The organism is Paenibacillus liaoningensis (genome assembly GCF_059609455.1).
The window spans coordinates 191,190-203,895 of record NZ_JCAALU010000013.1; the positions used below are offsets into that span (position 1 = coordinate 191,190).

Sequence of the window (12,706 nt, forward strand, 5' to 3'; positions counted from 1 at the left end):
CTTGTTGTGCGCCAAAAAATTTGCTAAAATAAAGCGAGAGTTATTTAGTAAATTTATTAACTAAACGAATGTGGTGGATGAAATGGCAACGATTAAAGAAATTGCGGCTATGGCGGAGGTGTCTGCCGCGACGGTGTCACGTGTGCTTAACAACGATATGACGCTCGCTGTCGGCGAAGAGACGCGTGCGCGCATATTCGCGATAGCGGAAAAGTTGCAGTATAAGCCATCGCGTCTAAAACGGCTCAAGCAAGAAAGCCAGCGTTCACAGCTGCAAGTTGGCTTATTGCTGAGCTTTACGCTTGAACATGAGGATATTGACCCTTATTTCCTATCCATTCGCAGAGGGATCGAGCGCCGCTGTGAGGAGCTCGGCATCGCCATCGTTAAAGTATGGCGCATTGGCGGAGCTATGGAGCCTCATCCGCAGCTGGATGGCCTCATTGTCGTTGGCGGGGTGGCAGAGCGTGACGTTCGGATGCTGTACGAAGGCGACAAAGTCGTTATGATTGACCATCTGGGCAAGCTGCGGCATTATGACACGGTCAACTTGAATTTTGAGCAGGCGGTTGAGGATGTTATGGAGCATCTGCTGGAGCTTGGACATACCCGCATTGGCTACATTGGCGGTGGAGTAGATCAAGCCGCCGACGAGCCGCGGCGCAAGCATATGCAGCACCTGCTGGAGTCGCACGGTATTTTGCGTAAGGAATGGGTGCTTGCCGGGGAATGGACAACAGGCAGCGGTTATGAGCTGATGAATGGGCTGCTGGGCCTGGAAGAACGTCCTACTGCATGCTTTGTCGGCAGCGACCCGATGGCAATCGGTGCGCTTCACGCGCTGCATGAGCACGGTGTAGAGGTGCCGGAGCAAATGGCCATTGTCGGTTTCGACGACATTGAGGTATCGGCTTTCGTACAGCCGCCGCTAACGAGCGTCAAGGCATATACGGAGCAAATGGGCAAGACAGCAGTACAACTGCTTTTGGAACGGATTGAAGGCCGTGAAGTTCCGCTGCATGTCATGATGAATACGACGCTAATGGCGCGTGAAAGCAGCGGGACAGCCGGCCATAATAAGGAGGCTAATGAATAATGGCGATTATTTTTGACGAACAAAATCAGCTTTTTCATCTGCAATCGAAAGAAACCAGCTATGTGATCGCGTTGGTGAAAGGCGCTTACCCGGCACATGTGTATTGGGGCAAGCGGGTACGAGGCAGCCAGCTCGGAAGACTGCTTGAGCTGAAGGAGCGCTGCTCGTTCAGTCCTTCAACAGAAGCGGATGATTTAAGAGTGTCGCTTGATACGCTTCCGCAGGAATATCCGGCATTCGGCAATTCGGATTTCCGCTATCCGGCCTATCAAGTACAGCTTGCTGACGGAACGACGGTAACGGATCTGCGTTACGATTCTCACCGGATCGTACAGGGCAAGCCGTCACTTGAAGGATTGCCGTCTGTCTATGTAGAAGGCGAAGACGAGGCACAGACGCTTGAAATTACACTTGCTGACAGCTACTCAGGTCTGCGTGTCGTATTGCTCTATACCGTATTCGAATCGTATAACGCGATTACTCGCTCGGCTCGTGTCATAAATGGCAGCGAGAACACGCTGCAGCTGCTTCGGGCGCTTAGCATGAGCTTAGACCTCCCTAATGACCATTATGATATGCTTCAGCTGTCTGGTGCATGGGCGCGCGAGCGTTACATTCACCGCCGCCAGCTGGAGCCGGGACTGCAATCGGTGGAAAGCCGCCGCGGCGCAAGCAGCCATGCGCAAAATCCATTTATCGCCCTGTTATCTGTTGGGGCAACAGAGGATCATGGCGATGTATATGGGGTAAACCTCGTCTACAGCGGAAACTTTGTAGGAGGCGTTGAGGTCGACCAGTACCATGCGGCAAGATTGTTTATCGGAATTAATCCGTTTGATTTCAATTGGAGACTGGAGCCAGGCGAGCAATTCCAGACGCCAGAGGCGGTACTCGTGCATTCCTCCGATGGGCTGGGCGGCATGTCCCGCAGCTTCCATGATCTCTATCGTTCGCGTCTATGCCGCGGCAGCTTCCGTGACGAGAGCAGACCGATTTTGATCAACAACTGGGAAGCGACTTACTTCAACTTTACAGCGGATAAAATTGAGGATATTGCTAAGGTAGGCAAGGAACTGGGCATGGAGCTGTTCGTGCTCGACGATGGCTGGTTTGGGCAGCGCAATAGCGACAATTCATCGCTTGGAGACTGGTTCGTTGACAAAAACAAGCTGCCGGGCGGTCTTGAGGATCTAGTAGCGCGCATTCGCAATCTGGATATGCAGTTCGGCCTTTGGTTTGAACCGGAGATGGTATCGCCTAACAGCGAGCTGTATCGTGCTCATCCCGAGTGGTGTCTGCATGTCGAAGGAAGGCGTCGTACAGAGGCTCGCAATCAGCTGATTTTGGATCTGTCCCGTGCTGACGTTCGCGAATATATCGTTAAAACGATTTCTGATGTTCTCGCTAGCGCACCGATTACGTACGTAAAATGGGACATGAACCGCAATATGTCCGAGATTGGCTCTGCACTGCTTCCAGCCGAGCGCCAGCGTGAGACGGCTCATCGTTACATGCTTGGCCTTTATGAAGTGCTGGAGCGCATTACGTCTGCTTTCCCGCATATTTTGTTTGAAAGCTGCTCCGGCGGCGGCGGACGCTTTGATCCGGGCATGCTGTATTACATGCCGCAAACTTGGACGAGCGATAATACCGATGCCGTATCGAGGCTGAAAATCCAATATGGCACGAGCCTCGTTTATCCGATTAGCTCGATGGGCTCCCACGTATCGGCTGTTCCTAACCATCAGGTTGGCCGCAGTACGCCGCTTGAGACGCGCGGCAATGTGGCGCTGTCCGGCAACTTTGGTTATGAGCTGGATTTGACGAAGTTCACCGAGGATGAGAAGGAAACGGTGAAAGACCAGATTGCGCTCTATAAAGAAGTCCGCCATCTCGTGCAGTTTGGCGATTTCTATCGTCTGTCCAGCCCATTTGAAGGCAATATTGCCGCATGGATGTTCGTTTCGAAAGACAAGAGCGAGGCGTTTGCTGTCTACACATCCGTCTTGCAGGAGCCGAATCCGCCGCTCAGCCGTTTTGTGCTGAAAGGGCTTGATCCAAGCCGCGATTATGTATGGCAAGAAAATGGCGAGACGTATGGTGGCGATGAGCTGCTATATGCTGGACTTGCGACGCCGCAATTCCATAACGATTATGCAAGCAAGGTTTATCGTTTCCGCGCTGCTGGCGTTTAAGCTGTCGCGTAGTCGAGCATAGTCACGAATTGTCACGTCGTTGACGATCCAAGATAATAAGTTATGAATCAGAAAAAAGCTTCCGCTGCCACGAAAAGTGGTGCTGGAAGCTTTTTTCAAATACATATAAGTACCGTTGTTTTTATAATCCTTAAGGCAGCGCTTTGCCGCGCGAGCAGTTATACAGCCTGTACCATTCTTCGCGCGTTAAACGAAGCGTATTGGCATCTTTGCAGGCGAGGATACGCTTCGGATTGATTGAGCCGATAACAGGCTGAATGTTAGCCGGATGTCTCATCAGCCATGCGAGTACGATCGCTTCCGGCGTCGTATCTTTACGCTCGGCGAATTCAGCGACGAGCGCGGCTGTTGCAGCAACCGATTCAGGGCTGTCGCCGAGCGGCGCGCCGGAATAGATGCCTTGAGCGAGCGGGCCCCACGATTGCAGCTGAATATTTTCCATTCGGCAATACTCAAGCGTTCCTTCCGGGAACACATTATCGCGCGCTGCGAGCTGATTGACATGCAAACCTGTATCAATAAATCCATGCTTGAGCAAACTGAGCTCCAGTTGATTCACGATAAACGGCTCATCCGTATAAGCGCGAAGCAGCTTAATTTGCCCTTGGCTCATATTGGAAACGCCGAATGCGCGAACTTTGCCGGAAGCCTTGAGCTTCGAAATCGCACTGGCTACTTCCTCTGGCTCAACAAGCGCATCTGGGCGATGCAGCAGCAAAATGTCGAGATAATCGGTTTGCAGCCGCTCCAAAATACCATCGACACTGCTTAATATATGGCTTTCCGAAAAATCAAAGCGCTGCGGATCATCATCGCCGCCTTGCAGGCGAATTCCGCATTTGGATTGCAAAATCATTTGCTCACGCAGGCCCGGACGGTCCTTCAGCACTTGGCCGAATACTTGCTCGGCCTTGCCGAATGTATAAATGTCTGCATGATCGTACATGTTGATGCCGATTTCCAGCGCTGCGTCGACGGCTTCATGGCCTTCCTTAAAATGCTCGGCCTCAATCGGATTACGGTTCCAGCCGCCGCCAAAGCGCATACAGCCGAGAACAAGCTGGCTCGCTTCAATGCCGCGTTTATGCAAAGGGATCGAACTCATACGTTTATCAACCTCCATGTAAGTGATTACATCACTTCCTATTATAATGCTAAATGGACAGGCGTACAGTGCTTATTGTTGAAAAAAGGAAAAGCAAAACGTCATTCTCCATGAGTCGAAGCCCATTAAAAAACACGCCGTACCTCGTCCAGCAAGGACGATCGTACGGCGTGTTCAAAAGCCAGAGGCTTATTAAATGCTTATTTCACCATTGCTTTCAGCACATCGTCAATGATTTGCCCATTGGCGATTTTGCCTTTGTACAGCCAACTGCTGGACGAATCGAGCTCAATGACATTGCCTGCTTTGACAGCCGGAAGGCCTTGCCAAATGGGACCATCAATGATGGAAGTATCGCCAGCTTGCTTGTCGCTATTGAGCAGGAAAATATAATCGGCATCCAGCTCGGCCAGCTTCTCCAGTGATACGGGGTTCCAGTTGCCGCGGCTTTCTACGGGCACTTCGGTAACCAGATTCGGAGTTTTGAGGCCCAGATCCTGATAAAGAACAGCTCCGCTTGATACGACTTCATCTACCATATAGAAGTTTTTTTGTGTCAGCCAAAAGACAGCTGCGGATTTCTCGCCGACTGCCGCTTGAATTTTAGTTTTGGCATCGGCTGCTTTTTGATCATATTCGGCAATCGCTTGCTCAGCGCCTGCTTTATTATTCAGCAAATCGCCGATTGTGAGCAGCGTTTTACGCCAGTCTTTAGCAGTCGCGCTTCCGAGCACGTAAGTTGGGGCGATTTTGGCATATTGCTCATAAAGGCCTTTTTGTACGGCACTTTCCTCGCCAATAATAATCAAATCAGGAGAGAAGCTTGCCACAGCTTCTACTGGAAGATCGTAGGCAATCGTAGGAACATCCTTCAGACTGCCTTGCAAGTATTGCTGAATGCTGTCGCTGCCAACGGTCCATTGTGCGACTGGAATTTTGCCAAGCGTGACGACTGGATCCTCCAAATAAGAAGCCAAAATACGCTGAGGGTTGCCAGGAATGGTTACTTCATGACCCATAGCATCCGTTACTACTTTATCTGCTGCAGGAGCCTCGGAGGCTTCAGCGCTTGCTTCCGGCGAGGCGGATGGTGCGGCTGAACCTGCGGTATTGTTATTTGTCATTTCCTTCCCGCCGCAAGCTGCAAGAAGCAGCGTTAGAGCAAGCAGAGCAACGAGGGTAACCTGTGATTTGCCTTTCAGAAATCCAAAACGTGAGAGCATAATTTCCTCCTAGAAATCTCTAATTATCAAGCACGGCCTAAACCTATTCTTGACTCCAATTAGAATGATAATCATTATCGAAATCAATGTCAATGTTTCATTTATTGGGCGATTCAAGGCTGAGTTTTGGCGCGCTCTTTCATATAAAAGGTCGGCGTCCTTCCCGTAAAACGCTTGAACAGCCGCTGAAAATAAGAAACGTCGCGATAGCCGACAAATTCAGCAACCTCACCAACCGTCAGCATCGAATCGACGAGCATATAAATCGCTTTTTTCATCCGCGTATCATGAACGAAGGTGCTAATCGTTTGCCCAGTGACACGGCGGAACAGGGTAGCAGCATAATTGGGGCTTTTCTGAATGTAGCTGCCTAGCTCTTCCTTCGTAATTTTTTCACGATAATGGTTGAAAATATAATGCTTCATACGCTCTACTTGCTGATTCGTATCAGCCATTGCGGGACCTTTATTCCATTCGCGGTTCCAGACCGCCAGCCATTCCGTTACGACAGCTTGGGCGATGATAGGCGCATACTCGGCTTGCTCCAGCCATTCCGCATGAAGATGCTTCATTCGGGCCAGCAGCATGTCGTACATGCCAATGCGGGATTTCACCCACGTCTGGCGCTGAAGCAGCGGCAATACGGGAGCAGAAGACAAACTTAATGTAACAACAAACTTCTCATGAAAAACAGTAGGCACACATTTTCCATAATACGCTTGGTTCGGCGGTATATAGAGCAGGTCGCCTTTCTCGGCGATCACCTTCTCGTTCTCAATCCAATAGACGACCGTCCCATAGCTGACCAGAATCAACGCTGCTTCGTTCGTGTTTTTTGTGTTTTTTTCGTAAAACCATTCCATTCCTCGGTCCTGTCGAACCGCTGTTACTTGCAGCATTTGGGCCATCGGCCTCCTTATCAAAAATATAAGAAATTATAAGTTTCACTCTTATATTCAGCTTATATTTCACCCTCGAAACGGAAGCTTTGCGGCCAAAGGACGGCGAAAGCCGTTTACGCTTGAACAGTACTATATTACATTTAGAATACTATATTTCGTAGTCGATTGAAACGGCTAGGTTTATAATAGGGGTATAAATGTTCAGGAGGAATGAGACTTCATGCGTAAAACCAAAATTGTTTGTACGATGGGACCTGCTTGTGATTCGGTTGATACTTTAAGGGAAATGATTCGATCGGGGATGAATGTGGCGCGTCTGAATATGGCGCACGGGGAACTGGAGGATCATGCCCGGCGTATTGAGCGGATTCGCGAAGCGGCTGCTGCTGAAAATGCAATCGTGCCGATTTTGCTGGATATTAAAGGACCAGAGGTGCGGATTGGCAAGCTGGAGGAAGCTTCTTACATGCTGGTGGCTGGCGAGACGCTGACACTGACGACGGAAGAAGTGCTCGGCAATGGCCGCCGCATTCATGTTAACTATAGCGAGCTTCCGCTTGTCGTGAAGCCTGGCAATACGATTTTGCTTGATGATGGCCTGATTGATCTTGAGGTGGCATCGGTGGAAGCGACGGAAGTACACTGCACGATCGTAAACGGCGGTCTGATCAAGCCGCGCAAAGGCGTTAACCTGCCGGGCATCCGCACGACGCTGCCAGGCGTAACGGAGCGCGATATTCGCCATATTCACTTCGGCATTCAGCAAAACATCGATATTATTGCGCCTTCCTTCGTAAGAAGAGCGGAAGATATTTTGGAAATTCGCGAGCTGCTGCAAGCACACGGTGCTGGCCACGTTCAAATCATTTCGAAAATTGAAAATGAAGAGGGCGTCGTAAACCTGGATTCCATCATTGCAGCTTCGGATGGCATTATGGTTGCCCGCGGCGACTTGGGCGTTGAAATTCCTGTTCAGGATGTGCCTTCGATGCAGCGCGACATGATTAATAAGTGTAACGTAGCAGGCAAGCCGGTTATTGTTGCGACCCATATGCTGGATTCCATGCAAGTAAACCCGCGTCCTTCACGAGCAGAAGTGAGCGACGTTGCAGGTGCGGTTATGCAAGGAACAGATGCAATCATGCTGTCTGGCGAGACGGCTGCGGGCAAATATCCGGTTCAATCGGTTGCAACGATGGCTGCTATTGCGCTTAAGGCGGAGTCCCAACTGGACTACTATGCAGGCTTCCAGGAGCGCCGTCAGCTTGCTTCCACGACGATTACCGAAGTCATTAGCCAAGCGGTCGTCAGCTCATCTCTGGAGCTCAAGGCGAAAGCGATTCTTACTCGTACGGAAAGCGGCTTTACGGCGCGGATGGTATCCAAATATCGCCCGCAATCGCCAGTTATCGCGATTACTTCCGACGAGAAAATTTTGCCGCTATTGGCGCTGATTTGGGGCGTTATTCCGGTGAAGGGCACGAAGACTGGCACGACGGACGAGCTGCTGCATGCGGCAATGGCGGATGCGGAGCAAACCGGGCTGCTTGCTGAGGGAGATTTTGTCGTCATTACGGCTGGAGCGCCTGTTGGCTTATCCGGTACGACGAATTTGATTAAAATCGAGCAATACGGCGTATAGCCGCAAGTCTAAACGATAAGACATGGATGATAGACTGGCCTAGGCGGGGCAGGATTATCGATCCATGTCTTTTTTCTTAGGTTAGGCTTGCTTAGTAAAGTCGAATGCTGGAGAAATTAGCTTAAATCTGTGGAATATGGACCATAATTTTGTTGAAAAACAGGAAAATTGTTCTTATTATTAAATAATAGAGATAGAAGTTTTGATAGTGCAGTGAAAAAGGCGAAGCTTTTCTTGCAGAATAGCCTCTGTTTCGTCAAGCTGCTAGTGAGTGACAAAAAAGTCAACATGTTAGAGGTGAGAGGGAATGGCTATAGTAGAGGTGGTCAAATACGACGGTTCACCGGACGTATACGCTTGGAAATATCCGAATGCGGAGCTAGGTACTTGGACGCAGCTCATCGTTAATGATACGCAAGAGGCGCTGTTATTCAAGGGCGGTCAGGCGCTCGATTTATTCGGGCCCGGCAGGCATACGCTCAGTACGCTTAATATACCGATTTTAAACCAGTTGGTTAATATTCCTTTTGGCGGGAGATCGCCGTTTTCGGCCGAGGTGTGGTTTGTGAACAAGCAGGTATCTCTCGATGTGAAGTGGGGAACGGCGTCGCCGATTCAATTGCAGGACCCGAAATACAATATTGTCATTCCGGTTCGGGCTTTCGGCCAGTTCGGCATTGCAATTGAGGATTCACGCCGGTTTTTGTCCAAGCTGGTTGGAACGCTCCCGCTGTTCAATCAAGAAACGCTGTCCAAACATTTGCGCGGCATGATTATGATGAATATTAATGAGCTGCTTTCTTCCTATCTAGTGTTCAAAAAAGTGAGCCTGCTTGAAATCAACGCCTACATCGGCGAAATTTCCAAGCACGTCGAAGAACGAGTTGGGGCGCTGATGCACCCATTCGGCATTCGGCTCGTTAATTTCTTCATTGATTCCATCAGTACACCGGAGGATGATGCCTCGCTGAAACGGCTGCGCGAAGCGCTTGCACGCAAAGCAGAGATGGACATTATCGGCTACAACTACCAGCAGGAGCGTACCTTCGACACCTTGGAGGGCGCAGCGAAAAATGAAGGCAGCTCGCAAGCTGGCGTCATGGGCGCAGCCCTCGGACTTAGCATGGGAGCGGGAATTGGCGGCATATTCGGCAGCCAATTTGGACAGCTGGGCGAGCAGCTGTATGGAGCAGCCGGCGCAGCTCAGGTTTGTCCAAGCTGTCAAAGCCGCAACGATGCGCAGGCGAAGTTTTGCAACAGCTGCGGCAAAGGGCTTGCTGGCAGCTCCGCTGGCGGTCAGGCAGGAGCGCCGAGACCGATTCATAATTGCGATAAGTGCGGCATGCCGCATCGGGAAAATTCCAAGTTTTGCGCCAACTGCGGCGATGCTTATAATCCTTGTCCAAGCTGCGGCGCGGATTGTGCGGAGGATGCAGTCAATTGCAGCGCTTGCGGCGAGACGTTGCCGCGTCCGTGTAGAGGCTGCGGCGAGCAAGTAGCTGCAAGCGCTAAATTTTGTCCGCACTGCGGCACCAGCAACAACAGCGGAAGCCAGCAATGTCCAGGATGTCGTCATGAAGTGCAGCCGGGGCAGAAGTTTTGTCCGGAATGCGGGCATGGACTTGCTGGCAGAGCATAGCTCTTTTGCTGCTCGAGTGCAGTGCACAGGGGACGCAAATATTGGGCTGTGGCAGCTATCAAAAGCAGCACATTACTGCGCGTGAGACGTAATGGCGTTGCTGCTGGGAAAGAGGGAAAGCTTCATGAGTTTGCTGTTTCGCGTAATTGGAGTGGGATTATTGCTAATTGTAGGTTATATGCTAGGCGGTTTCGATAATAGGCCAAGTTCGCTTTTATTTACACAAAAAGTAGGAATATATTTATTAGGAGCGATTCTTCCTGCTTTGTTCTTTTTTATTATGGCGTATTTTTTTGCCAAGAGTGAGAAGAAGCGTGATGACGCATGGGTCGCAAACATCCGGGCGACCCATGCCACGATACAACAAAATACCTTCGAGGCTAAAAAAATGGCCGACGAAATGAGGCATGCCCGTTTGCAGAGAGAGCAGGCAAGGGAAGGCAGGGCTCCAGCGGGCAGCTCAGGACAAGGGAGAAAATCTGTTGCTTGCCCAAGCTGTGGCAACCATACGATGCTATGGCCTAAACAAACAATCCTCTGCGAATATTGCCATGCAAGTATTGAATACCGCTAGGTGTAAAGGCTCCTATGCCATGCAGAGCGAAAGACGGGGTGAATGAAAATGGCAGCTGGTTTTTGGCACAAGGCAATTGGCGTATTCTGGGCTGCTTTAGGTCTCATCTTATATCCGAATACATTGGACCCAAGTTATGGATTAGATGGACTCATAGCCTCTTGGGTTGTCTTCTCTTTATTTCCTGGCGCTTCCCTTTTTTGTGTTGGGGTAAGGAAGAACAGGCGTTTTAATTGGAAGCAAAAATATTTAAATGAACAGGAGCCATATCTAGTCCAGTTTCGAATAGAGCTACAGAAGCTGGAGCATGAGCAGGAGCTTGCAAGAGAAGAACGCGAACGAGCCGAGGAAGCGGAAGCAACGGCTAGGCTAGAGGCTGAGAAGGAAGCGACGCTGGCGGCTTTGCGCGCAGAAACAGAGGCAGCGGCAAGGCGCGAAGCCGCGAGCCGTACATCACCGCCTCCACCGTCGTCTCCGCCACCGCCACCCCTCATGCCTAAAAATATCAGTTGTCCGGGTTGTGGCGCGAGAAAGGTGCTGCAGCCTATGCAGAGCGTGGAATGCGACTATTGTGGAACGATGCTGGTGTATAGTTAATTTTAAGCCAGCCTATTTGAGGGTCTCCAAAGAGAAATAAGAGCAGCAAGCGTTTAGCCTATAGCGGGTTTAACGGATGCTGCTTTTTTTACTAGGGTAAGAGATTCAATATAATAGCAGCTTATGGTCTCAAATGATTGCAGCAACGAAAGGGAAAGGGGATAGCGGGATGGGTGGAGTACTTAAAATAATTGCAATCGGATGTCTTGTGAATGGCATGCTGTATATGCCCTTATATAGAGCAGGTGAGATGTCCTTCGCGGAGCAGGCTTTATTTTTCGGGAAATATTTCGGGATAACAGCGGCAGTCATATTTATATTGGCGGCAATGATCGAGAAGGTCGATAAAATAAAACAAAAAGAATACATGGAAAAAGCACATAAGTATTCAGCCAGCTTGGAGCAGCGATTGCATGAGATGCAAAACGAAACAAGTGAGCTGAAGAGGGCAAGACTTGCACGAGTACAACATTTAAATTAAAGAGACTGGACGATGATACAGAGGCGGGATGAGCAATGCGGAAGGGATACGATTCATCTAAAATGATTTCGTATGTAAACGGAATTGTGTGGTTAGTTATTGGTGCTTTCTTTATTAAAAATGGAATATCGACTCCAAATCGGGAAGAATTAATGTTTTATATTCTTCTTTATTCCTTGATTTTCGTTTTCCCAGCATGGATTGGAGTGTACCTTGGTTTGCGCTATTCGAACCGTAAATCAGTCCAAAAGAAGCATAAGGAAACGATTGATTCTTTAGAGCTTGAATTGCATATCGCAAGACAAGAGCTATTGCATGAGAAAAGTCTTGCTGAAAATGAGGAGCAAGCGAGAAAATCTGCAAGAGAAGCGGAGGAGCAAGCGGCAGCAGCTGCCCGTTTAGTAGAGCAGACAGAACACGATAATGCAAGGCAGAGCTCTCCGCCCCCAGCATCATCTGAACCTAAAACAATCAGCTGCCCAGGCTGCGGGGCGAATAAGGTGCTTCTTCCCCAGCAAAGCGAGGAATGCGACTATTGCGGGAGGATGCTCGTGTATCGTTGATGGAATATGAACAGCAGGATTTGTTTGCGAAACCTTTTTTTAGGGTAAAGTAACATAGAGCCCAAACAAGAAGGAGCGTGTAAATGATGACGCAAATGAAGAAGGTGGCTTTTCTGCTGGCCGATGGCTTTGAAGATTCAGAAATGCAAAATCCGTATGATGAAATGGTGAAAAATGGCCATGAGGCGGTTATTATAAGCTTGCGCAGCAATGAGGAACTAAAAGGCAAGCAGGGCACAGTTGCCTATAAGTCGCATCTTGCGATTAATGAGGCGAAGGCGAGCGATTATGCGGCTATTATTATTCCTGGCGGCGCATCACCTTCCCACTTGAAGGAAGATGCGGCCGTGCAAGCTTTTGTCAAAGAGGCTGATGAAAAAGGCATTACCATTGCTGCCATTTGCCATGGCCCGCAAATTTTGGCGGAAGCTGGTTTGCTGCAAGGACGCACACTGACGGCTTATCCAGAGCTGGAGCAGGAAGTGCAGGCAGCCGGGGGGCATTTTCGCAATGAGGAAGTCGTAGTTGATCGTAATTTGATTACTTCCCGTACGCCAGAGGACGAGCCGGCTTTTATTCAAGCAACGATTGAACAACTGGGCGTCAACGCCTGGTAGACTGTCTAGCAGAACAACTGGATCGTGTATTCCATCTATTATCGCTGCGAG

Annotated in this window: 12 protein-coding genes; 9 read left to right on the top strand and 3 right to left on the bottom strand. The window is 49.7% G+C overall.

The features are described 5' to 3' along the window. The first annotated feature begins 82 nt into the window (after nt 1–82). Together AC6B99_RS21120 and AC6B99_RS21125 are read left to right on the top strand one after the other, a co-directional pair. Nucleotides 83–1,096 (top strand): LacI family DNA-binding transcriptional regulator, encoded by a 1,014-nt coding sequence (locus AC6B99_RS21120; RefSeq protein WP_496664164.1) that lies wholly within the window; start codon nt 83–85, stop codon nt 1,094–1,096. Beyond that, nucleotides 1,096–3,291, top strand: a complete 2,196-nt coding sequence (locus AC6B99_RS21125; protein WP_494864239.1) for an alpha-galactosidase — start codon at nt 1,096–1,098, stop codon at nt 3,289–3,291. The genes AC6B99_RS21120 and AC6B99_RS21125 overlap by 1 nt, the downstream gene beginning before the upstream one ends. Nucleotides 3,292–3,442: 151 nt before the next feature. Here the strand turns inward: AC6B99_RS21125 and AC6B99_RS21130 are convergent, their stop codons facing one another. The 3 genes from AC6B99_RS21130 to AC6B99_RS21140 all read right to left on the bottom strand — a co-directional run bounded on the left by AC6B99_RS21130 (nt 3,443) and on the right by AC6B99_RS21140 (nt 6,539). After that, nucleotides 3,443–4,417 (bottom strand): aldo/keto reductase, encoded by a 975-nt coding sequence (locus tag AC6B99_RS21130; RefSeq protein WP_496664165.1) that lies wholly within the window; start codon nt 4,415–4,417, stop codon nt 3,443–3,445. A gap of 200 nt (nt 4,418–4,617) precedes the next feature. After that, nucleotides 4,618–5,640, bottom strand: coding sequence for an ABC transporter substrate-binding protein (locus tag AC6B99_RS21135; RefSeq protein ID WP_494864241.1), 1,023 nt, complete (start codon nt 5,638–5,640; stop codon nt 4,618–4,620). Nucleotides 5,641–5,753: 113 nt separating this feature from the next. Beyond that, nucleotides 5,754–6,539: an AraC family transcriptional regulator gene (locus tag AC6B99_RS21140; protein WP_056043814.1), complete on the bottom strand. Its 786-nt coding sequence runs from the start codon at nt 6,537–6,539 to the stop codon at nt 5,754–5,756. A gap of 223 nt (nt 6,540–6,762) precedes the next feature. Between AC6B99_RS21140 and pyk the strand changes: the two genes are divergently transcribed. From pyk to AC6B99_RS21175, 7 genes are all read left to right on the top strand, one after another. After that, the gene (gene pyk, locus AC6B99_RS21145) at nt 6,763–8,184 is read left to right on the top strand and encodes a pyruvate kinase (protein ID WP_056043818.1); all 1,422 of its coding nucleotides are present in this window, start codon (nt 6,763–6,765) and stop codon (nt 8,182–8,184) included. 307 nt (nt 8,185–8,491) lie between these two features. Next, the gene (locus AC6B99_RS21150) at nt 8,492–9,823 is read left to right on the top strand and encodes an SPFH domain-containing protein (RefSeq protein WP_494881402.1); all 1,332 of its coding nucleotides are present in this window, start codon (nt 8,492–8,494) and stop codon (nt 9,821–9,823) included. A gap of 124 nt (nt 9,824–9,947) precedes the next feature. Further along, on the top strand, nt 9,948–10,397 hold the full coding sequence (locus AC6B99_RS21155; protein WP_056043823.1) for a hypothetical protein: 450 nt from the start codon (nt 9,948–9,950) through the stop codon (nt 10,395–10,397). A 48-nt stretch (nt 10,398–10,445) separates the two neighbouring features. Then, on the top strand, nt 10,446–10,994 hold the full coding sequence (locus tag AC6B99_RS21160; protein WP_155973664.1) for a hypothetical protein: 549 nt from the start codon (nt 10,446–10,448) through the stop codon (nt 10,992–10,994). A 133-nt stretch (nt 10,995–11,127) separates the two neighbouring features. Beyond that, on the top strand, nt 11,128–11,475 hold the full coding sequence (locus tag AC6B99_RS21165; RefSeq protein ID WP_496664166.1) for a hypothetical protein: 348 nt from the start codon (nt 11,128–11,130) through the stop codon (nt 11,473–11,475). 35 nt (nt 11,476–11,510) lie between these two features. After that, a complete protein-coding gene (locus AC6B99_RS21170; protein ID WP_056043831.1) occupies nt 11,511–12,038 on the top strand; it encodes a hypothetical protein in 528 nt (175 codons plus the stop codon). Nucleotides 12,039–12,133: 95 nt separating this feature from the next. Beyond that, a complete protein-coding gene (locus tag AC6B99_RS21175; RefSeq protein ID WP_056044072.1) occupies nt 12,134–12,655 on the top strand; it encodes a DJ-1/PfpI/YhbO family deglycase/protease in 522 nt (173 codons plus the stop codon). Nucleotides 12,656–12,706: the final 51 nt, after the last annotated feature.

What these genes read in the sequence shown, in the direction of transcription:
- AC6B99_RS21140 (WP_056043814.1), bottom strand. Translation starts at nt 6,539, where the DNA reads ATGCTGCAAGTAACAGCGGTTCGACAGGACCGAGGAATGGAATGGTTT.
- AC6B99_RS21125 (WP_494864239.1), top strand. Translation starts at nt 1,096, where the DNA reads ATGGCGATTATTTTTGACGAACAAAATCAGCTTTTTCATCTGCAATCG.
- AC6B99_RS21165 (WP_496664166.1), top strand. Translation starts at nt 11,128, where the DNA reads ATGATTGCAGCAACGAAAGGGAAAGGGGATAGCGGGATGGGTGGAGTA.
- AC6B99_RS21135 (WP_494864241.1), bottom strand. Translation starts at nt 5,640, where the DNA reads ATGCTCTCACGTTTTGGATTTCTGAAAGGCAAATCACAGGTTACCCTC.
- AC6B99_RS21175 (WP_056044072.1), top strand. Translation starts at nt 12,134, where the DNA reads ATGAAGAAGGTGGCTTTTCTGCTGGCCGATGGCTTTGAAGATTCAGAA.
- AC6B99_RS21170 (WP_056043831.1), top strand. Translation starts at nt 11,511, where the DNA reads ATGCGGAAGGGATACGATTCATCTAAAATGATTTCGTATGTAAACGGA.
- AC6B99_RS21160 (WP_155973664.1), top strand. Translation starts at nt 10,446, where the DNA reads ATGGCAGCTGGTTTTTGGCACAAGGCAATTGGCGTATTCTGGGCTGCT.
- AC6B99_RS21155 (WP_056043823.1), top strand. Translation starts at nt 9,948, where the DNA reads ATGAGTTTGCTGTTTCGCGTAATTGGAGTGGGATTATTGCTAATTGTA.
- pyk (WP_056043818.1), top strand. Translation starts at nt 6,763, where the DNA reads ATGCGTAAAACCAAAATTGTTTGTACGATGGGACCTGCTTGTGATTCG.
- AC6B99_RS21150 (WP_494881402.1), top strand. Translation starts at nt 8,492, where the DNA reads ATGGCTATAGTAGAGGTGGTCAAATACGACGGTTCACCGGACGTATAC.
- AC6B99_RS21120 (WP_496664164.1), top strand. Translation starts at nt 83, where the DNA reads ATGGCAACGATTAAAGAAATTGCGGCTATGGCGGAGGTGTCTGCCGCG.
- AC6B99_RS21130 (WP_496664165.1), bottom strand. Translation starts at nt 4,417, where the DNA reads ATGAGTTCGATCCCTTTGCATAAACGCGGCATTGAAGCGAGCCAGCTT.